The following is a 21,359-nucleotide window of genomic DNA, read 5'->3' as shown; positions in this document are numbered from 1 at the left end:
CGGGAGCGCGCGCGCGCAGGATGGGGCGCTTGTCCGCGCAAGCGGCGACGCCATCCGCGCAGGCCAGAACCGATGATGCGCCGTGCCCGGCGGCACGGCCACGGTCTGCGAGCGAACCCGGCCCACGTCAGTCGGCCCCGGCGCCGGGTTGATCCGCCGGCGCTGCCGGCGCGCCGTCCGTTGCGGCATGCGCACCGGCATCGCCCTGCGCGCGATCGAACCACCACTCCACCGGCACCCAGCCCGCCGAACCCGGCAAGCTCTGCGGCAAGGTCAGCGACACGGGCGGATAGTGCGCGAGCGCATGCAGCTTCGGCACCAGATGCGTGCGCGACGCGTTGCGGAACACCGCCTCCTGATCGGGTGGCAACGCGGCGCCGGCCTCGCGCTCGATCAGCGCGGCGGCGGACGACGGCGTCAGCGTCAGAATCGTGCGCGGCAGACGCTGCGGCGCGAGCGTATCGGCGAGCGCGGGGTAGCGCTTGTCGAGCACCGCAAGCGTGTCGTCGACGAGGCGGCCGTCCGGCGAGAAGATCACGTAACCATGCGCGAGCGCGAGCGTCACCGGGAAATAACGCTCCGCCGACAACTGCGCCGCGAACGATGCCTTGCTGCTCAATGCGGTGCCCGATCGCGCACTGACCGGCCGCTGCCACACGACAACGTCGGCGCCCTGCTCGCGCATCGTGACCGGCAGACGACGATAGCCCGCCGCCGCGCCATCTGCGGCGGCCTTCGCTTCGTACGCGCCGATCACGTCGCCGAAGGTCTTGCCGAGCGCGGTCTTCAAGGCGACGCTGCCGGCCGCGTCCTGCGACTTCACGCGGGCCACGAACACCGGCGCGAGCAGCGTCGACTTCGCGTACCAGCAAACCGCCGCAGGCCCCGCCAGCTGATCGCCGAGCGCGGCCGCGCCTTGCGCGCCGCCGTCGGTGACCTTCGCGAGCAGCGCCGCCGCATCGCTCCAGTCGGCCGGCAAGCTCGCGCAAGCCGCCGGATTGGCCGGCAGCACGCGCCACAGGTCCGCGCTGTTCCATTTCTGCGGCAGCTTGTCGGGATCGATCAGCGCCCAGGTTTTCCATGCCGTGGCGCCGTTGCCGTTCGACGAGGCATCCGGCGCGAAGTCGAAGCGCAACGCGTCGATGCCGGAGAAAAACGCCTGATAACCGAACGACAGGTAATTGGCCGAGACGACGATCCGATGGCCCTTCGTTGCGTCGCCCGTTGTGTCACCCGCTGCATCGCCCGAGCTATCGAGCCGGTATGCGCGCGCCGCCTCGTCGCGACCCGACGACAGCATCTCCGACACCGCATCGGCGCGCTCGCCGATCAGGCCGCCCTTTTCGTCGAGCAGCAAGCCGGGCGCCGACAGCACGACGAGCCGATCGTCCTTCGCCGCGAACAGCAGCGTGCGGCCGACCGCGAGCTTCAGCGCATAGACCGGCACGTCGCCCGGGAGCTTCGCGACCTGGCTCAGTTGCGCGTCGCTCGCGGCGACGTTGCCGAGCCCTTGCAGCAGCTTCGCGAGGCCATTGCGATGGATCGACATCACCCAGTTGCCGAGCCGGCCATCGGGCAAACGCCACAGCAGCACATGCGCGGGTTCGTCGAATACGCGGCGCAGCAGTTCGTCGCGCCAGTCCAGTTGATGCTCGAACGCGAGACGCCGCAGCGCGCCTTCGGCGGACAGGCGCGTCGGGTCCGCTTCGTAGTAGTCGACGAAATCTTGCGTGAGCACGTCGTGCAGCAACGGCACGCGCACGATGTCGCGCGGCAGACGCGACAGCGCTTCGCTGTCGATCACTGCATCGGGATGGTGAATATCGAGGACGACGGCGTTGTTTTGCGCGGCCTTGCGATGCGCGAACGGACGCCATACCGCCTGCACGATGATGCCGGCCACGACCAGAAGACCGACGCTCAGGATTACCAGCTTTTTTCGCGAGATCTTCATCTGATTTCTTCTTCTGGTTCGACGCGACGCTATTAACGCCGATGCCGCGCGGAATTGGAAACCTGCGGCAGCGGATATTGATGCCGGGCGATGATAACCGATATCTTTGAATAAAACCCGCATGCTGTTGGCATTTAACCATCAGTTGCGCACGGTCGATTGCCAATGAAAAATATTTCGGCATGGGGCCGATTTTTATTTCCCGTCAAGCGGGCCTGCGCATAAAAAACCCGGCCGCACACGCTATGCTCGCCGGGTTATTTCATGCCACGCCGCTTCGCTATGGTTTAAAGATTTATTACCGAACTCAAAACAACTCAAGCGCGCGTTTCATTTTTTCGGGCACTTATTCAGTCGAGGCTGAAGTCGATACCCTGCGCCAGCGGCAACGCCGACGAGTAATTGACGGTATTGGTCGCGCGACGCATATAAGCCTTCCACGCATCCGAGCCCGACTCGCGGCCACCGCCGGTTTCCTTCTCGCCGCCAAACGCGCCGCCGATCTCCGCGCCGCTCGGCCCGATATTGACGTTGGCGATGCCGCAATCGCTGCCCGACGCGGACAGGAAACGTTCCGCCTCGCGCAGATCGTTCGTGAACACGCACGACGACAGACCGTGATGCGCGGCATTGTTCGCGTCGACAGCAGCGGCGAAATCGCTGTAGCGCAGCACGTAGAGAATCGGCGCGAAGGTTTCCTTCAGCACGACCGCCGTTTGCGCGGGCATCTCGACGATCGCCGGCCGCACGTAGTAGCCGCCCTCATAACCCTTCACGTCGACGCGCTCGCCGCCGGACACTGCGCCACCCTCGGCCCGCGCCTGCCGCAGCGCTTCCTGCATGCGCTCGAACGCCTGGCGGTCGATCAGCGGCCCCATCAGCGTGCCCTTGTCGAGCGGGTTGCCGATCGGCACGCGGCTATACAACTGCTTGAGCCGCTCGACGGTCTTGTCGTACACGCTGTCATGCACGAACAGACGCCGCAGCGTCGTGCAACGCTGTCCGGCCGTGCCGACCGCCGAGAACAGGATGCCGCGCAGCGCGAGTTCGTGGTCGGCCGTTTGCGTAACGATGCCCGCGTTGTTGCCGCCGAGTTCGAGCAGCGCGCGGCCGAAGCGCTTCGCCACTTCGACGCTGACCTTGCGGCCCATTTCCGTGCTGCCCGTCGCGCTGACGAGCGACGCGCGCGAATCGGCCACGAGCTTTTCGCCCACCTCACGGCCACCGTTGACGAGCGCGGCGAGGCCGGCCGGCGCGTCGCCGAATTCCTCGAGCGCGTCGTCGAGAATGCGGCTCACCGCCAGCGCCGTGAGCGGCGTCTTTTCCGACGGCTTCCAGATCACCGCGTTGCCGCACACGAGCGCGAGCGCCGCATTCCACGACCACACCGCCACCGGAAAATTGAACGCCGAGATCACGACGCAGGTGCCGAGCGGATGCCACGATTCCGCCATCCGGTGACCGGGCCGCTCGGACGCGATCGTCAGGCCGTACAGCTGGCGCGACAGACCGACCGCGAAATCGCAGATGTCGATCATTTCCTGCACTTCGCCCATGCCTTCCTGCAGGATCTTGCCGGTTTCGAGCGAGACAAGCGCGCCGAGCGCCTGCTTGCGCTCGCGCAGACGCTTGCCGAGCAGCCGCACCAGCTCGCCGCGACGCGGCGCGGGCACGTTGCGCCACGCGGCGAAGGCGTCGTTCGCCCGGGCGAGCGCCGCATCGACTTCGGCCGCCGTGTTGCTGGCCACGCGGCCGATCAGCTCGCCCGTAATCGGCGAATGAACCGCGATGTCGCCTGCTTGCGCCGCGTGAGCAATGCCGAGATCGGCGAGGATGGTGGACGCGTCCATATGAACCCCTTTTTATTTCCGATACGAAACAAGAGTAAGTTCGGAAACTATACACGCGGGTTTTTATGGCAGCAAGAAGGGGTTTCCGTGAGGATTGTTGGTCAGCCGCGCATGGCAATGTTTCCAGATGGAAACTTTAGTGGACCAATGCGAGGCGGGCTACGGCTGTCCGTGCGCGCCCGGATGCGCAACTTGAGACGCGCGCCGAGCGCATCGGCGGCGCTCATGATGAACGAATCGCGCTCGACGTGGGCAGGCTCACGAAGTTCGCGCTCAGCACCTGCGAGAAATCGACCGACGCCCGCTTCGCAAGCGGATGGTCGCGCGACGTGACGAGCACGAGGCGATCGTCGCGATACGGCAGCATCTCCAGAGGCCCGGCATGCACGTTGCCCGCGACGATGCCGATATCGGTCGCGCTATCCGCAACGCCCTTGACGATCTCGCCGCTCACTACCTCGCGAAGATCGATGTTGACGTCGGGATGATCGCGCAGGAAACGACTGAGCACGGCCGGCATGAACTCGCTGATCGCGGTCGTGTTGGCCCAGATGCGCACGTGGCCCTCGATGCCCTCGCCGTACTCCTGCATGTCGCCGGCCAGATGCTCGACGCGTTCGAGCACGAGCCGCGCATGATGCACGAAGGCCTCGCCCGCGGGCGTCAGCGTGACGCCCTGGCTCGTTCGATACAGCAGCTTGAAGCCGAGTTGCTCCTCGAGATTCTTGACCCGGTTGCTGGCAGCCGGCGCCGACAGATGCGCGCGCTCCGCGGCGCGCGCGAGATTCTGCGTATCGGCGATATGAAGCAGCAGACGCAAATCCACGAAATCGAAATGCATGATGGCGGCAGATAAGGCGCGGGAACGCGCTCGCGGAACCAAGGGCCATCTTAACCGGGTGTGCGGCGGCAGCGGTCGTTCGAGTCGTTCGGGTCGTTCGACTCGCCCGAACGCCGCGCCACCAGCCGCTGCCGGATGCGTCGATTCAACGGCTCCGCGTAGAGCCGTTGAATCGACGCGCCGAGCCAGGCGGCAAGCAGCAGATAGCCGGTCAGCAGCATCAGCTTCGCGTCGCCCGTCACCTGCGATGGCGGAAAGATCGTCCGCAGCAGACCGAGCACGATGAGGTGAAACAGATAAAGCTCGTAGCTCAGTCTGCCGAACCATTCGCATGCCGCCGACACGCGCGCGCATCGAATGGGGAGCCCGTCCTCGCGATCGTGCGCGGCAAGCAGCAGAACCGCGGTGCCGAGAGCCATCGCCGTGACGCCGAGCACGTTGCCGTCGCGGATCGGCTGAGACAGATAGACGAACGTCATGGCTGCCGCCGCAAGCCACGGCAACACGGTCCGCGTGCGGCCGCGCCACACGATCCGCCGGGCCAGCAGCGCCGTGCAGCAGCCGATTGCGATCGCGTCGAAGCAGGCGAAGTACGCGTAGAGATAACCGCCCTCATCGCCTTGATGAAAGCTCCGGTAGACAGGGCCGCCGAGAATGATCGCGAGCCAGAAAATCAGCAGCCGGGACTCCCGCCGCAAGACGAGGCAGAGCAGCGGAAACGACAGGTAAAACATCTCTTCGACCGACAGCGACCACAACACGCCCAATGGATAGTTGGTCCAGCCGTGCGCGCCGATCAGCACGTTCATCCAGAAGGTCAGGGACGCCAGATCGACGAGCCAGAGAGAAATGGGCGTAGAAGCAGGCATAGAAGCGGACGCAGAAGCGGGCCCGCCGGCCAGCACATGGTTCTGGAAGATGGCGATGCCGGCCATCGCCAGCGTGTTGACGACAGCCAGCAGCAATAGCAGACACGGAACGATGCGCGCGAGACGCAGGCCGTAGAACGTCCGGACATCGACCTGGCCGGGACCGGCCCAGCGACGATTGGCGTTCGTGGTAATCAGATAGCCCGAGATGACGAAGAACATCGTGACCCCGTAGTTGCCATTGCGGGCAACGGCGCGCACGGCGTCCCATCCGAATACGCGTGCGAGCGACGTGTCATTCAGCGGGTAGGCGATATTGAAGTGGTGAAACAGCACGAGGAGTATCGAGACGCCCCGAAGCAGATCGACTCTCCGGTTCCGCATGCCGCCGTTCGTCACGCTGCGCTCGTGGCCCATTGCACGAATGCCTTGCCCGCTTCGCGCAGGACGGTCTCGCGCGTTTCCATGCCGACGCCCGGCGCATCGTAGTAGGCGGCGACGAGCAACGGAGCGCGTCCGGGCGGGCGCACGAGCGCGTAATCGTTGGTCTCGCTTTCGACACGGGTGCCGGGCCGGGCCGCTGCCTGCCAATTCGCGGGCAACGCCGCGCGAATCCTGTTGAGCCCCGGTTTGCAGGCAATCATCGCGTGCTCCAGGCGCACGCGCGACGCGACACTCAGCACATCGCCCAGCAGAAGGCTGCGGGCAACCGTGACGATGGCCCTCGGCGTGGTGGTGTCGAGCACGCCGCTCGCGTGATTCGAGTCGGGCTCGTAGCGATCCGAACGGGTGACGGTGTCGCCTAGCCCGCGAACGAATCGCGTCAGCGCAGCGGGGCCGCCGGCGCTTCTCATCAACAGGATGGCGGCCGTGTTGTCGCTCTCTTCCAGAATGGCCTGACAGAGCGTGTCGACCGGCAACGCACCGCGCGCGACGTTGGCCTTAGTCACGGGCGACGTGAAAATGAGGTCCTTCTCCGTATAGTGGACGAGGCGCTCGAGCCGCTCTTCGCCGCGATCGACGCGCGACAGTATCTGCGCCGCGAGAAGCCCCTTGAATGTGCTGCACATCAGGAAGCGTTCGTCGGCGCGATGGCTCAGCGTATGCCCCGAGCCCGTGTCGATGGCGAACACGCCGAAGCGGCCGCCAAACCGGCGCTCGATGTCGGCTATCGGCGATTCAGCCGCGCGCAGCGCGGGTACGACGCCCATGCCAGCGAGCAGGGGTAGTTCAATCAACAGTTTTCGGCGTGTGATCGAGTGAGTCACGGGTAGGTCCAGACAGAATTCAGAAGCGCCCACCTCAAAGCCTGAATGAGAACCCAGGAAAGAGGCATCACTTTTCGTCTCCATGCAGAAACTTGCGAATCTCGTCGCGTTCCGCCCGGGTAACGTGTTTGCGCAAGGCGGCCATCACGAGTGCCTTGCCCGATCCGGAAAACGCCTTGTGGATCAGTTCCTTCAACAGACTGGTTTGCAGCGTGTTCTGACTCTGCGCCGGGGCGTAGACGTGAGAGCGCTCGCTCTCGTCACGCGTCAGCAACCCCTTCGCATGCATGACCTGCATCTGGCGCAATACGGTCGCATAGGTGATCTCCGTGCGTTCGACCTGCATGGCCTGATGAGCCTGCTTGACGGTGGCGGGCCCGATCGACCATAGAACCCGCAGGAGATCGAGCTCGGCCGCGGTCGGCCTCGATGGAGCGGCGGTCTTGGCCGTGACGAAACCTCAACGAGTAGAGCGGCGGGACGTAGAATAATTTGTCTAGAACAAATTTTCTACATCGAATGCCGCTCCTAAGTATGTAAAGAGCGTGCGCCAATGCGTTGGGCGGCTAGCCCGGAAAACATCGTGCAGGCGGTTTCGCTGCTCGTCGCAGCGGATTATTCGACCGGCAAAATTCTGCCCGCCGATAGCGGGTTGAATCTGGCGGCAACGATCGCGGGGCATTTGATAATCGGCCGCCCCAATAGTCATCTCTCATCAGACAACATAACGACCGTTTGAATTCTCAACGATACGGTCGCAGTCACCACTTTCGAAAACCCGTTATTCACAGTGCAGTCCGGGATGCGGGTAATCCCCACCTGTACGCATAGCGTAATTATTTGTAGGATTTATGTCATCATATAACTGATAACAATAATCGATCCTGGCTAATTAGCGCCGACGAGCAATTGACCTGAGAGAGCCCTGACATGACCGTCAGATTCAAAAGATTGCGCTAGCCGTACTGCAGGACTGGCGCATCAGTACCGCGTGATACGGCCAGATGACCGGCACGCTTCTCGTCGCCTGACTGCCGATAAATAAAAAAGGATACCTAATGGTACGCCGAGGTTAACCGAGCGCTTGCGCCCGATAGCGCAACGGCCCGGTTCCCTCGTGCACAACGGGGCGGTGAGCCCGACACCAGGAATAGCTGGGCGGGCTCGTAGCAGATCGTGACGGCGGCCGAGACTCAATGCGCTTCATTGCGCAGCCGCATGGTCCGAAATATGTATAACAAAACGATTCATGGAGAAAATATGCTGCAGAGAATTATCCGATCAAAAATGCCGCTTTGCTGTGCCGCGCTGCTCATGCTGAGTGCCTGCGGTGGAGGAAATTCGGTGGCGCCCAGCGACACCGCCAGCACGCCCGGCAACTCGGGCGACACAGCCCCGACCACGCCGCCGGATGCCGTCGTGGCATTTAAACATCCGGGGATTCTGACAACGAAGGCACGGCTCGATTATGTGAAGGCGCAAATTGCCGCCAATAATCCACTGTTCGTCAATGAATTCAATAAATTGAAAAACAGCCAGTCGGCCTCGGCGTCTTACACGGTGGCAGGTACGCTGACTGACGGAAATATTAGCTGTGGCGCCGTGTCATCCGTTGACCATGGGTGCAATGCGGAAAAAGCCGATGCGGCAGCCGCCTATGCCCAGGCGTTGATGTGGTATTTCACAGGAGACGAGACCTATGCAAAAAATACGGTGTCGATCCTGAACTTCTATGCAAAGAATCTGACAGCCGGACATAGTGGATTCAATGGCCCACTGGAAGCAGCCTGGAATGCGGAAGTTTTTCCGGCAGCCGCCGAAATCATTCGATACACGTATAGCGGGTGGTCCGAGTCCGACGCCCAGGCATTCGAGACCATGCTGAAGACGCAGTATCTGCCGGATATCAACGGCGTCAACGGCTACGCGACAGAGGGCAACTGGAAGCTCTCCATGATCGATGGCATGATCGACATTGCGGTTTTCACCAACGACCGGGCCTTGTTTGACGACGCCGTTGCGCAATGGAAAAAGTGGATTCCCGCGTACTACTACAATGCGTCGCTCGACGGCAATGCGCCTGTCACGTTCCCCGGCAGCCCGAGCGGTAATTCGCCCACCAATACCTGCGGTCCGACCTGCCGCCAGGCCACCCTCTCGCTCTGGAATGGTCAAACGGTATTCGATTCGGTGGTGAGCGGCGTCACGCAGGAAACGTGTCGGGATCTCGGGCACGCCCAATACGGCATGGGCGCGACCTTCAACGCAGCGGAAACCGCCTATATTCAAGGCACGGATCTCTATGCGGCAGAAGCTTCCCGTCTGACCACGGCACTCGAATTCAATGCGAATTTGCTGAATGGAAGTGCGGGTCACAAGAACGATGATCTCGTTACCGCGCCAGGAGGACTATTCGGCTCGTTGTGCAGCAGCGGCACGCCGGCAGATCAATTCCAGTACGACACCAAGCCGACGATGATGCGGGCCTACAATGCCTACGCAAATCGTATGGGGATGGCACTGCCCTCGACGCACACTTATATCTCTAACGTCGTCATTCCTTTCCAGAATCCCACCGATCACGAAATACAATGGGAAGTCCTGACGGATGGCGACAGTCCGTCCAATCCCATCGATTGACCATCGGCAGCGTCTTTTCGTCATCGAATAGATAGCATCGCGGCTTCATCATTTTCGTCGGCTCCGCGTTCGCATCGAACATCGGGCCGACATCCACGAAGCGCTTTGTCAAACCTGGCTGCTCTCTCGTCTGCGGGAACATCCGCGGGCGCAGAGAGCAGCTTTTTTTGAACCGGCCACGAGGCACGCCCGAAGGACACCAGACACGCGAAAGTTTATTGTCGAAGAACTGTGCGGAACCACTCATCCCTCTCCCGATTCGTCGCCTATTCTGCGTACAAACGGAAGCCAAAAATTACAACGAGATGGCTTACCCACGCCCTTCATACCCAGCAATCCAAACAGGGCGTGACTCATAACGTCGGGGGGCACTATGAGATATCAAGCGAAGCATACCGTCGCAACTCCATCCTGTTTCAGGCCGGCCACGTCATCGGTGTTAACCCGATATGCGTTGGCTCGTGACGGTTCAGTCACTCCCATTTCGATTCCCTCGCACTAGCCGCGTCTTTGCGAAATCCGGGATCGCGTCCACCGAATCGGCGTTCGGAGCAGAGCGCCTACTTTAGTGTGGCAGGTCCTGCCGGTGAATGCTGTGTGAACGCACACGGAGTCAAATGATGAGCCTGAAAAAAAAGCAAAAAGGCGTGGCTGCCATCGAGGTCGCGCTCGTCCTGCCGATCCTGCTGCTGGTTGTGTTCGGCATCATCGAATTCGGCCTGGTCCTGTACGACACGGCGATCATCACCAACGCGGCCCGAGAGGGCGCGCGAGCGGGCATCGTGCTTACGAACCCGAGGCCCTCGACGACGGACATCACGAACGTCGTGACCAACTATACGTCCTCGTACCTGATTTCGTTTGCGGCGCAAAAGCCCACGCCGTCGGTCTCGGTGACGAACGCGGGCGGTGGGTTCGGCACGGCATTGGCCGTCAAGGTCTCCTATACGTTCACGGGGCTGGTTCTCGGCGCCCTGGTGAACCCGCTAACCGGACCGATCACCTTGAGCTCCACGGCCACGATGAACAACGAATAGGACGAACATCATGAGTAACGTCCATGCCGTGCATACTCCGCGCCGCGCAAAATCGATCAGGAAGCAAAAGGGCGTGGGGGCCATCATGTTCGCCCTGCTGCTGCTCGTACTCCTCGGCTTCGCGGCGCTCGCGATCGACATTGGCAACCTGATGCTGGCCCGCGCTCAGGCTCAGACGGCCGCCGACGCCGCGGCACTGGCCGGGGCCCAGTGCCTATACGCTCACAGTTGCAACAACGCGAACGCCGCCAATCCGGATTGGAGCGACTCGCAGACCGAAGCTGTTTCGTTCGGCCCCTCGAACAACGTCCAGGGAGCCGCCGCGCAACTGCAATCGTCGGATGTCAGTACCGGCTATGTGGACGTCACCGATGTTGCGAACGGCGTCTCGCAGGCAACCTCGCCGGTCGCGAGCGGAAACATCGTGCCGGCGGTCCAGGTGACGGTCCACAAGGACGGGACCGACTCCAACGGGTCCGTTCCGGTGTACCTGGCGCAGGTACTGAACATCAAGTCGCTGAATACGAGTGCGACGGCGACGGCGGTCGTGGCCAGTCCGGGAACGGCCGAGATTGGGGCGCTGTTTCCGCTGGTGATGTCGCAATGCCTCTACGACTCCTACTGGAATTCGTCGACCAACTCGTCCAAACTCGCGACCAGTACAACCGATCCCCAGGCGGCGAACAATGGCACGCCTATCGTGCAGACGGTCGGGCAACCGTACATCTTCGGGATCAGGGCATCTTACCAGGCTGCCAATTGCGACGCGGGGCAATGGACCTCGCTCTCCTCTGCCAATGCGCAGATTGGTTCCAGCTCCGTTGTCGGGTTAATGACGAGCGGAAATGCGAGTCCGATGTCTATCGGCCAACCGATTTATATTGAAACGGGCCTGAATAGCAATGCATTCCATAATGTTGCAACCTGCAGCCAGGTCGCGGCGGGTACAGCCGGTAGTTGTGCCTGGGTGACGGTCGCGGTGGTGAGTAACGTCACGGGGGCACAAGGGAGCACGCTGCCGATAGTCGCATTCGGGTGCCTGCATATCCTCAACGAAACAGGCAGCGGCTCCAACGCGGTTATCACCGTTCAGATGGGCAACGACCCCAACTACTGCAAAAACAGCCAGATGGACGGCATCGGCCCCGACTATGGGACGATCATGATGCCTCGGCTGGTGCAGTAACTTTGCAATAGACACGTCGTGGCAAACAGAGCCGCCTGAGAAATAGCGCGGCCACCGTAAAGACAAGGCATTGCCGCGCGCGTCATATCAGCCACGATTCCGGTGCGGACGCGCGCCATGCGCGCACGCTCCGGAAAAACACACTAAAGAATACGGTCCAACGCCTTAGCGAACCTGGCAACCGTAGCTTCGACGTCATGCAGTTTGTCCAGCCCGAATAATCCGACGCGGAAGGTTCTGAAATCTTCAGGCTCGTCGCATTCAAGCGGAACGCCGGGCGCGATCTGCAAGCCGGCATCGGCGAATTTCTTGCCGGATCGTATGCCATCGTCATCGGTGTAGCTGACCACGACACTCGGGGCCTGGAAGCCTTCGGCGGCCACGCTTCTGAAACCTTTGCCTGTCAGGAGCGAGCGAATGCGCCTGCCGAGTTCAATCTGCTCCGCTTTCACCTTGTCGAAACCGTATGCCTCGGTTTCCTTCATCACGTCGCGCAACGTCGCGAGACCGTCTGTGGGCATCGTGGCGTGGTACGCGAATCCGCCGTTCTCGTAGGCTTCCATGATCTGCAGCCATTTGCGAAGATCGCAGGCGAAACTGGTGCTGGTTGTCGCGTCGATTCTTTCCCTGGCGAGAGGACTCAGCATGACCAGCGCGCAACAGGGTGACGCGCTCCATCCCTTTTGCGGCGCGCTGATCAGGATATCGACGCCACTCCCTTGCATGTCGACCCAGATCGTCCCGGAAGCGATGCAATCCAGTACGAACATGCCGCCGACGGCATGCACGGCGTCGGACACCGCGCGCAACCAGGCATCGGGAAGCATCATGCCGGATGCAGTTTCGACGTGCGGCGCAAAGACCAGGTCCGGCTTGTGCTCCCTGATTGCGGCGACCACTTCTTCGATTGGCGCCGGTGCATAGCCGGCCTGCCGTCCCTGTTCGACGGGACGCGCCTTCAGCACCGTCGATTCGGACGGAATACCGCCCATGTCGAAAATCTGCGACCAGCGGAAACTGAACCAGCCATTGCGGACAACCAGACACTTCCTGTTCGTCGCGAACTGCCGGGCAACGGCTTCCATGCCGAAAGTCCCGCTGCCGGGAACGATCACGGCCGACTTCGCGTTGTAGACTTTTTTCAGGGAACCGGAAATATCCCGCATGACGCCCTGAAAGCGTTGCGACATATGATTGATCGACCGGTCGGTGTAAACCACGGAATATTCGAGGAGCCCATCGGGGTCGACATGGGGAAGTAAACCTGGCACGTTCGCCTCCGGTAAAAGATGAAGAATAGAATCTGACGTAGATTCTAACGAAAGCAGTCTGTCACTGAAGCAAAAGCATATTTGCCCTGTTGCAGCGGTATCAAATCACAAATACTGCTCGCCGGGGGCATATTTTTGTTCGTTATATGGAGCACGCGCGAAGTTGCGCGGCCACGGGGATCGGACCGGCCTCGGCCAGGAAAGGCCGTTCGACATGCATCGCCGAATCGCCGACAATCGGCGGGCAGTCACGGCAAGTCCGCCGCCCCCCGCTGCCTATCTACTCAACTTCGTCCCACTTCGGAGCGCCTTACGATGCCAACCGCCGAATCGAAAATAATCAGCATCACGATCCAGCGAAGCCTGAAGGACGTCTATGACTTCACGGCATGGCCCGCCTCGTTCGCGCGCTGGGCATCGGGTCTCGGCAAGCCCCTCGGCAACGAAGGAAACGTGTGGCACTTCGAAGGCGAGAATGGTCTCGCGAAGATCCGCTTCACCGAACCCAACGAGTACGGTGTACTCGATCATTATGTCGAACTTCCCGACGGCAGCGAGATTTACATACCCATGCGGATCATCGCAAACGGTACGGGAAGCGAAGTACAGTTCACGCTCTTCCGTGTACCCGGTATGAGTGACGACAAATTTGCCGCCGACGAGCAATGGATCGTGCGTGACTTGAACAAACTTAAAGCACTGCTCGAAGCACAGTCATCCTGACCATATGCAATCGCGTCAGCCGGCGAATATGAAGCATTCGCCAGCCACGACCAGATAGACAACCATTGTTGGCAGAGGCGTGTGGCTCGAACGTTAATTCCAATCACCAGCCCCTATTGCCGCGCGAGCATCAGGTCCAGGTTCTGAACCGCGGCGCCGGACGCGCCCTTGCCGAGATTATCGAAAACAGCGGACAGCAGGACGTGCCCGTGTTCCATATTGGGAAACACGCTTAAACGCATGTCGTTCGTACCGTTCAATGTTTGCGGGTCCAGGTGCTTCAAGGCGCACGATTCATGCAGCGGCAAGACCTGCACATGAGCCGCCTCGGCATAGTGACGCGCGAGGCATGCGTGCAACGTGGCGCCATCCACGTCGGGGGCAAGCAGCCGCAACGCCAGAGGTACTGTCAGCACGATGCCCTGACGGAACGCACCATACGCGGGGACGAAAATGGGACGCTGCGCGAGCCCGGCGTGCTGCTGAATCTCAGGCGTGTGCTTGTGCGCGAGTTCCAGGCCATACACCTGGTATGCGGGCGCGCCGGCGGCCCCCTGCCCCTCATGCTCTTCCACGCCGGCACGCCCACGTCCGGAGTAGCCGGACACCGCATGAATGCTGACCGGGTAGTTGCCGGGTATGAGCCCGGCCTGCAACAGAGGACGCAGCAAGCCGATCGCACCGGTCGGATAGCAGCCGGGATTAGTGACCCGACGTGCGTTCGCAATGCGCTCAGCCTGTCCCTGCGTCATTTCCGCAAAACCGTAGGTCCAGTCCGGCTGTGTGCGGTGCGCGGAACTGGCGTCGATGACCCTGACGGCGGGATTGACGATGGCCTGCACGGTCTCGCGCGCGGCGTCGTCGGGCAAACAGAGGATGGCGATATCGCAGGCGTTGATGGCTTCCGCGCGACGCCGCGGATCTTTGCGCTCCGCTTCGGCGAGCGTGAACAGTTCAAGGTCGGTCCGGTGGCGCAGCCGTTCGTGGATTTGCAACCCGGTGGTGCCCTGGTCGCCGTCGATGAAAACAACAGGAGAGCTCATACGTGAAATACTCCGCTGGCTATAGGTTTTTATAGGCCGTTATAGGTCGTAACAGGCCAGAACAAGCCCCTATATTCCATGCACCGCTAGAATAGAGAAAGTTGAATTTCATAACGTGAATATTCAGCTTTTCTGAATTAGGACGAGAACATGCGAGAGATCAGCCTGGACCGCCTGCGCACTCTGATCGCCATTACCGAGCGTGGCTCATTCGCCGATGCGGCGCGTGCATTGCACCTGGCGCCGCCAACGGTCAGCCTCCACATCGCCGAACTCGAAAACCGCATTGGGGCACCGCTTCTGTCGCGAAAGCGCGGACAGGTCAAGCCCTCGGCAATCGGCGAGGTGCTGGTGGAGCGCGCGCGTCGGCTGCTGGCCGATGCGGAACAGGCCTTGGACGATATTCAACGCCAGGTGCAGGGACTCGAAGGACGCGCGCGGCTCGGTGCGTCGACAGGCGCGATCGCGCATCTGCTGCCGCAAGCGCTTGAGGTGCTGCGTCAACACCATCCCGCCATCGACGTTCAGGTGGCCGTACTGACTTCGCAAGAAACGCTATCGCGACTGGCGGATGGAACGCTGGATGTCGGGCTGGTCGCCCTGCCTCAGCCCCCCGTGGCTGGACTCGTGATAAAGCCGTGGCGCCGCGACCCCGTAATGTCCTTCGTGCCGGCGCATTGGCGGTGTCCGGCCCGCGTCACACCCGAATGGCTCGCTGCCCAGCCGCTCATTCTCAATGACGCGACCACGCGCCTCTCGCGTCTGACGGCGGAATGGTTCGCGGCCGCCGGGCACCATCCGGCGCCGCGTATTCAGCTCAACTACAACGACGCGATCAAGAGTCTGGTCGCGGCGGGTTACGGCGCGGCACTACTGCCCCATGAGGCCACCACGCCGTTACCCGACAAGCGCATTGTCATGCGTCCGCTGCGCCCCGCGTTGTGGCGTCGGCTAGGCATCGCGCATCGCGCGGGGTACGTCGAGCGTTCCACGCAACACGTACTCGATGTGTTATGGGGTCTGCGAGTGGCGTAGGCGTTGTCGTATTTGTGTGCCACCCGCAGAAGCAAAAAGCCGTGGTCATCCGGGCCATGATTTGCGTCCGCAGTGTTCGCCGCGGACGCCATCGTGAATGCCGGCTCGGGTATCCGCAATGGCTCAGGTGTCGGGATGCGCCGCGACAAAACTCTTGAACGCACCGTAAGTCGGCTGGATCGGCACCAGGTTGTTCGTCACGATGCCATACGTCTCGTCACCGCTCGTCAATTCGTAGTACATCACCGACTGCATCGCAACCGTCTTGCGGGCCGCATAAAACTCGCCGAGTTGCTGACTGACGTAGCTTGCCCGGAAAGTTTCGGTTTGCTCAGGATTGGCGTTCCATTCGGAGATCATGAACGGCACCCCATAGCGTGCTTTGCAATAGACCGGCAGATTGAAACCCGGACCGGCGCCGTCCGTGCCGACATTGAAGATATCGCCATACACCTGATAGTTGTGCCAGGTCGTGGTGTCCCAGCGCACCTGGGGGTAACCGCCCGAGCCATCCGGCTGCATACCGTCCCAGAGCATGTCGGAAGCGGCGATATCCGCCACGCAGAAGTTGATGCCGCACTTCGCGTGCGGCTGCACGGACTTGATACCGTCGATCATGCCGCGCATGACACCGCGCATGATCGGCCAGTTCGCATTGTTGAAGTCGCCACGGCCGGTGCCGGCCGTGGCCGGGTTCAGGATGATCGCCGGGTCGCGCGTCAGTTCATTGCCGCATTCGTACATCGTGACGCCATACGGCGCGAGCGCCGTGGCAATTGCCGCGGCCCCTGCGAATGAAGCCTGATAGGCCGCCGCTTCACTCGTGTACAGAACATTGTTGACGTCGCGCAGCCCGTAATTGACGAGGGTAAAAAGCGTCAGCCCGGCGGCCTGGAAAGCGCTAGCCATGGCGATCACGGGGTTCAACTGGGCCGGCGTGTTGACGCAACCGATGCGATACGTCGTACACCCGAGCGAGCGCAATGCGCTGACGACCTGCGCGGGCGAGAACGGATAATCGTAGTGTCCGTTCACGCCGTAGAACGCACCCGGCGTTGCCGTCGCGGCGATACGCGGGTCCGCGCACGGCAACCAGTTGCCGTTGCAGGTCAGAACATAGAACTGCCCGCCCGTTCCGCGCTGGAAAATCAGGCCGCCGTACCACAACAGCAGGCTGACGTTGTAGGAGTACGGGTCCTGGATCTTGTTCCTGTAGATATAGCCGTTCGAAACGGTCCAGACGTTGTTGGACTTGTCGATGATGTAAGACGCCGACGGAATGACCGTGCCGTCCACCGACGTGCCCCCGAGGCGCGGATCGAGAGAGGCCACCCACCCCGATCCCGTCCACTGATAGAAAGCCCCGCTCGTGTTTTCCTGGTAGACGCTGCCGCTATACCACAGCAGCGTAGTGACGTTGTACGAGCCGGCATCCTTGGTTCCGTTCCTGTAGATATACCCGCTGGAGAGCGTCCACACATTGCCGCCGGAGTCGACAATGGACGCCGCTGGCGGCGTTGTCGTACCGTTGATCGAGGGAGAAAGGCTCGCCGTTGCCCCAGCCTTTGTCTGGGCCTTGGCCGCACTGGTGCCGCCGCCAGGCTCGGGGGCGTCGTCGCCCCCACCGCCACACGCCACCAGTACATAACTGCTTGCAGCCGCCGTCAGGCAGCCGAGGAATTGTCGTCGATTGATCACAGAAATAATCCGCAGCCGGGAGACCCGGCAAAATTCAGTAGGTACGCGCTCGGGTCACACGAATCACACGTGCGACCGAATGCAAATGAACCTTTTAATTCGGCATACTGATCAACCGGGTACGGCACGATCTGGCGGCGGCGCCCAGACGTTTATCAAGGCGCCGCGTGTTCTATCGATCTGCTTGTCGGAAGGATTTCGATTACCGGAGCGACGCTCACCTGGTCTGCGTTGGCGCAGCAAGCGAGCGACTTTGCCCAAATTCGCCAAAAGGAATAAGCGATGGTGATTCAGTATTATTTACCTCTTTCTCTGCCCCTTTCCAGGTAAGACATTCCTGGATGTCGGCAACGAATGGACGAGAGATTAGAGGCCGGTAAGAAATAGGCTTATTTTTCTGACGAATAGACAGGCAGAGGTTACTTTTTCCGCGCCTTCTGTGTCTGACGCGACGAACGTCTAAAGAGCGATGGACGTCAGGCATGTTTTCGCGCGAAGGCGCTGCCTACGGGGCGGCTATGGCGTTGCTCGTTCCTGGCTTTGGGATGAATTCGGGCGTGGCTTTTGGGGACGCGATCACGGCGATAAAGATTACGCTGGGCGTGATCGTCGGTTTTGGAATGGTTTGGGTGAGGGGAAAGCGGGTGTGGCGGGTTGGTCGGGAGCGGCATTTCGCAGTTCGACATCAGGACCGGCTTCGGCCGTGAAGCGACACTCACGCGTTCCGCTCGAATGTTCGCTTCCGGAAATATTGCCTCGCCCTATAGCTCCAGGCGCTCGACGCAGAAGGGTCCATCGGAGCCGAATGCAAACTCGGCGAACCGCTCGCCAATGCGTCGATGCGCGCGGCCATCCGGGTGGAGTTGGTCGGGAAGCGGCAGATCGACGAAATCCTGTGGGCCGTACAGGTCTAGTCCATCGAGATAGTGCAGGTGCGGATCGTCCGCGGCTCGCTGCTGCACAATGCGCCGTAATTCTCCCCGGATGACGGTCAACGTCAGCTTGCCAGCCTTACGCTCGGCAGGGTCGCCTGTCGCGCGAAACGATACCTTTCCTGCCGCCAGCGCACTTTGGTCGAATGCGCCGGGGCCAGGCGTGTCCTCGTGAATAGGGCAGTAGAGGGGCGAAATGACGAGTAGCGGCGTGGTCGGATGGCCCTCGCGGATTGTGTCGAGAAAGCCATGAACCGCTGGCGTAAAGGCACGCAAACGCATCAAATCCGTGTTGACGAGGTTGATGCCGATTTTCACGCTAACCAGGTTGGCCGGGGTGCCTCGCATCGCCCGAGCCGTGAAGGGGTCGAGTAAAGCGCCGCCGCCGAAGCCGAGATTAATGAGCTCCACGCCACCACGCGAGGCGGCGAGCGCAGGCCAGATCCCGGTGGGGCTGTCGCCATTGGAACCCTGGCTGATGGAGCTGCCGTGGTGCAGCCAGACCTTTCGACCGTGATCCGCATCAAGGCCGATGCGGGCGTCGGTACGCAACGCAACGAGCTCCGTGGTTTCGTTGTGCGGCAGCCATATCTCGACTTGCTTGTCGTGGCCCGGCAAACCGGTGAAGCGGACGGTGCCGACGGGACCTGGCTGTTTCGAAGCCGTACCGGCGGCCATGTCGATCGTGATGACGTCTCCGCCGACTGCGCTGCCCTGGCGGACCAGTTGACCATCGACGAGCAGGTCATACACGCCGACCGGCCTGGGCGGGACGCCGGCATAGATGTACCGCGTCGGGAGCACATCGATTTCAATAACCGTCGCCTGGGTGCGGAACACCAGTCGCACACCCGACGGCTGCGACTCTGCCATCGCCAGTTGAGGATCTGTACACTGAGCGCGAGCCCGAGCGGACAGGCGGTGCAGTATGAGTCCGCGGCTGGTTTGTTCCAATTCGGCGCCGCCGCGCAACAGTTCCGGGGTAATGGGTGTAGCGACCCAAAGCGGCCGGTCGTTTGTCATCTATGATCGATCCCAACTTGAGAGCAGCGATCTTAGCAAACCGTGCGTGGCTGCCGACCCGGGCTTGAGTCAGTAATGGTCTTTCGGTGTAGCCGATCGAATACCGGGGTCCGGCCAAAAGGTGCATCCATTCCTTATGCCGCGACCAAGGCAGCACTCAACCACGTGACCCGCCTGCGTGCTCTTTCGCTCGCCCCGGATATCCGTGTGAATGCTGTTGCACCTGGCCTCGTGGATACGCCTCTTACACCCGAACCGATGAATAGCACGAACAAAACAATCAGCAACGGTGTTGTCACCTCATACTTCTTCTCTTCATCCAGCGCATGAACTCATCGAGCTCTTCCTGATAGACATCGTTTAGAACTTTCCCGGCCATCCCGCCATACCTCCCCTCCACCCCATCAGTTACCCCGAACATTTCCCCCACAAACATAAATGCGAGGTAGCCACGTCCCTATAATCATATTTCGTTGCTCGATGTACTCCGGCGTTTCAGTTCGAATCGCCACGGTTGGGTTGGTCTCCGTGAAAACGGGCCGAACCTGCCGCGTGCGGCAACGCTCCTTTTAGCGCCACGTTCCTTCAACGCGCCCTTCTTTAACGCTCTCTTCTTCGGCGAAATACCCACCAGCCAGCGAGGCCGGTAAAGCCCGCGACCAGCAGCACCATCACCCAGAAGCCATTCTTGTTCTCGGCGAGCGGAACGCCACCGACGTTCATACCGAAGAAGCCCGCGACGATATTGATCGGCATCGCCAGCACCGTGACGAGCGTCAGCGTGAACAGCGTGCGGTTGTTCTGCGCGTCGAGACGCGAGGTGATTTCCTCCTGCAGCAGCCTGACCCGCTCGATTAAACCTGCCACATCCGAGAGAACGACCGAAAACTCTTCCGTCGATTCGCGCAGGTCCTGCACGTCTTCCGGATGAAGCCAGCGCGGCGGCCTTGCCAACAGACGGAAAATCGCACCGGGCTCCGGTGCGAGCATGCGTTGCAAACGCGTCAGCGTGCGGCGCATCGCGCCGAGGTCGAGCCGATTTTGCGTCGGACGTTGCAACAGGAAGCGATCTTCGATCCGATCGACGTCGGCACTGGTACGCCGGACGATCTGCACGAGCAGGTCGGCCTGGTCGCGCATCAGATGCACCAGCAACTCCACGGCCGATCTGAATATCTCGCCGTCGCGCACGGACGCGCGCAAGCGGTCGATCGAACGCAGCGGCTTGAGGCGAGCCGTGACGATGATGCGCTTATGCACGTAGATCCAGAGGGTCGCGATTTCAGATGGAATGAATTCGAGGTTGAATATGACGTCGTTCACGACCGCGCGCAATGCGCCGTCCGCATGTTCGATCCGCGTCGAATGCGAGCCTTCGCGCAATGCGTCGAAGAACGTTTCCGGCAAATCGAGTTGTGACCTCATCCAGCGTTCGCTTGCGCTGTGCGCGAGATTGAAATGCAGCCACAGGAATTCGTCGCTTCCCTCTCCCTCTTTCACGGCCGTGTCCGCTTTATGCTCGCGACACCATGCGATGACTTCGTCCGCGTCGAGCGGCTGGCCAGCATGCGTTGGCGTAAAGCGGAACCCGCAGACCATGCCGGTCAGGTCCGCGCCGTAGGTTTGTAATAGCAGATCAGATTTCATAGGTCACTCAGCGCCGGCTTTCCGGGAGGAATACGTGAGCATAGCGTGACCAATTGAAAGAAGGTTGACGCCCGCGCTTCTGGCGTCGTATTGCCGGATCGCGATGGCTGGATTGTCACCAAGAAGTCATAGGATTGCGCTAGATCGCGATTTGTCGGCTGCGCGACCTAGGCAACACTGAATGCAACTGCGCCGGGAGACGATGGAGAATGGATGGCCTGCCGCACCGGCGTGGGATGAGCGTGGTGTGGGGAGGGACAGGGAGGAATCGGGCCGTAAACGGCCGGACCCCGGCACTCAGAGTGAGAAGCCGGGGTCCGTGTTACAGCATGAGGAGCCTGA

At 61.3% G+C, this 21,359-nt stretch carries 15 protein-coding genes and 4 pseudogenes; 8 read left to right on the top strand and 11 right to left on the bottom strand.

Features of this window, described 5'->3' with window-relative positions:
- Positions 1-127: 127 nt before the first annotated feature.
- From GXB81_RS25350 to GXB81_RS25325, 6 genes and pseudogenes are all read right to left on the bottom strand, one after another.
- Entirely contained in the window at positions 128-1,954 is a 1,827-nt protein-coding gene (locus tag GXB81_RS25350; protein WP_205990638.1) for a DUF2138 domain-containing protein, read from the bottom strand.
- Between the two features lie 350 nt (positions 1,955-2,304).
- The gene (locus GXB81_RS25345) at positions 2,305-3,804 is read right to left on the bottom strand and encodes an aldehyde dehydrogenase family protein (RefSeq protein WP_205990637.1); all 1,500 of its coding nucleotides are present in this window, start codon (positions 3,802-3,804) and stop codon (positions 2,305-2,307) included.
- A 182-nt stretch (positions 3,805-3,986) separates the two neighbouring features.
- Positions 3,987-4,645: pseudogene (locus GXB81_RS25340) on the bottom strand (LysR substrate-binding domain-containing protein); the annotation flags it as partial.
- Positions 4,646-4,695: 50 nt separating this feature from the next.
- Positions 4,696-5,898 (bottom strand): acyltransferase, encoded by a 1,203-nt coding sequence (locus GXB81_RS25335; RefSeq protein WP_205990636.1) that lies wholly within the window; start codon positions 5,896-5,898, stop codon positions 4,696-4,698.
- 11 nt (positions 5,899-5,909) lie between these two features.
- A complete protein-coding gene (gene bla / locus GXB81_RS25330; protein ID WP_241016510.1) occupies positions 5,910-6,866 on the bottom strand; it encodes a class A beta-lactamase in 957 nt (318 codons plus the stop codon).
- Positions 6,850-7,212 (bottom strand): annotated as a pseudogene (locus tag GXB81_RS25325) (BlaI/MecI/CopY family transcriptional regulator); the annotation flags it as partial. The pseudogene GXB81_RS25325 and the gene bla, both read right to left, overlap by 17 nt.
- A 123-nt stretch (positions 7,213-7,335) precedes the next feature.
- Here GXB81_RS25325 and GXB81_RS25320 point away from each other — a divergent pair.
- From GXB81_RS25320 to GXB81_RS25305, 5 genes and pseudogenes are all read left to right on the top strand, one after another.
- Entirely contained in the window at positions 7,336-7,521 is a 186-nt protein-coding gene (locus GXB81_RS25320) for a hypothetical protein (protein WP_205193426.1), read from the top strand.
- A 521-nt stretch (positions 7,522-8,042) separates the two neighbouring features.
- The gene (locus GXB81_RS25315; protein WP_167050322.1) at positions 8,043-9,422 is read left to right on the top strand and encodes an alginate lyase family protein; all 1,380 of its coding nucleotides are present in this window, start codon (positions 8,043-8,045) and stop codon (positions 9,420-9,422) included.
- A 16-nt stretch (positions 9,423-9,438) separates the two neighbouring features.
- Positions 9,439-9,589, top strand: a pseudogene (locus GXB81_RS31585) (IS5/IS1182 family transposase); the annotation flags it as partial.
- Positions 9,590-10,069: 480 nt separating this feature from the next.
- Positions 10,070-10,459 (top strand): TadE family protein, encoded by a 390-nt coding sequence (locus GXB81_RS25310; protein WP_345889947.1) that lies wholly within the window; start codon positions 10,070-10,072, stop codon positions 10,457-10,459.
- Between the two features lie 10 nt (positions 10,460-10,469).
- A complete protein-coding gene (locus GXB81_RS25305; protein ID WP_205990635.1) occupies positions 10,470-11,645 on the top strand; it encodes a pilus assembly protein TadG-related protein in 1,176 nt (391 codons plus the stop codon).
- Between the two features lie 143 nt (positions 11,646-11,788).
- Here GXB81_RS25305 and GXB81_RS25300 read toward each other — a convergent pair whose 3' ends face one another.
- Complete coding sequence (locus GXB81_RS25300; protein WP_167050316.1) at positions 11,789-12,916, bottom strand: aminotransferase class V-fold PLP-dependent enzyme; 1,128 nt, start codon at positions 12,914-12,916, stop codon at positions 11,789-11,791.
- Positions 12,917-13,231: 315 nt separating this feature from the next.
- Here GXB81_RS25300 and GXB81_RS25295 point away from each other — a divergent pair, with 315 nt between their 5' ends.
- On the top strand, positions 13,232-13,639 hold the full coding sequence (locus tag GXB81_RS25295; protein ID WP_205990634.1) for an SRPBCC family protein: 408 nt from the start codon (positions 13,232-13,234) through the stop codon (positions 13,637-13,639).
- A 113-nt stretch (positions 13,640-13,752) separates the two neighbouring features.
- Here GXB81_RS25295 and argC read toward each other — a convergent pair whose 3' ends face one another.
- Complete coding sequence (argC, locus tag GXB81_RS25290; protein WP_205990633.1) at positions 13,753-14,682, bottom strand: N-acetyl-gamma-glutamyl-phosphate reductase; 930 nt, start codon at positions 14,680-14,682, stop codon at positions 13,753-13,755.
- Positions 14,683-14,832: 150 nt separating this feature from the next.
- Here argC and GXB81_RS25285 point away from each other — a divergent pair, with 150 nt between their 5' ends.
- A complete protein-coding gene (locus GXB81_RS25285) occupies positions 14,833-15,717 on the top strand; it encodes a LysR family transcriptional regulator (RefSeq protein ID WP_205990632.1) in 885 nt (294 codons plus the stop codon).
- A gap of 123 nt (positions 15,718-15,840) precedes the next feature.
- On the opposite strand, the gene GXB81_RS25280 is transcribed toward GXB81_RS25285, so the two are convergent.
- Together GXB81_RS25280 and GXB81_RS25275 are read right to left on the bottom strand one after the other, a co-directional pair.
- Positions 15,841-17,415, bottom strand: coding sequence for a hypothetical protein (locus GXB81_RS25280; RefSeq protein ID WP_205990631.1), 1,575 nt, complete (start codon positions 17,413-17,415; stop codon positions 15,841-15,843).
- 761 nt (positions 17,416-18,176) lie between these two features.
- On the bottom strand, positions 18,177-19,370 hold the full coding sequence (locus GXB81_RS25275) for a GDSL-type esterase/lipase family protein (protein ID WP_205990630.1): 1,194 nt from the start codon (positions 19,368-19,370) through the stop codon (positions 18,177-18,179).
- A gap of 96 nt (positions 19,371-19,466) precedes the next feature.
- Here GXB81_RS25275 and GXB81_RS25270 point away from each other — a divergent pair.
- A pseudogene (locus GXB81_RS25270) lies at positions 19,467-19,619 on the top strand (SDR family NAD(P)-dependent oxidoreductase); the annotation flags it as partial.
- Positions 19,620-19,970: 351 nt separating this feature from the next.
- Here GXB81_RS25270 and GXB81_RS25265 read toward each other — a convergent pair.
- A complete protein-coding gene (locus GXB81_RS25265; RefSeq protein ID WP_167050303.1) occupies positions 19,971-21,017 on the bottom strand; it encodes a transporter in 1,047 nt (348 codons plus the stop codon).
- Between the last annotated feature and the right edge of the window lie 342 nt (positions 21,018-21,359).

Source organism: Paraburkholderia sp. Ac-20336, from assembly GCF_017105025.1.
Lineage (GTDB): Bacteria > Pseudomonadota > Gammaproteobacteria > Burkholderiales > Burkholderiaceae > Paraburkholderia.
Note: the sequence above shows the minus strand (reverse complement) of the source record. Positions and strands in the feature narration are given on the sequence as shown.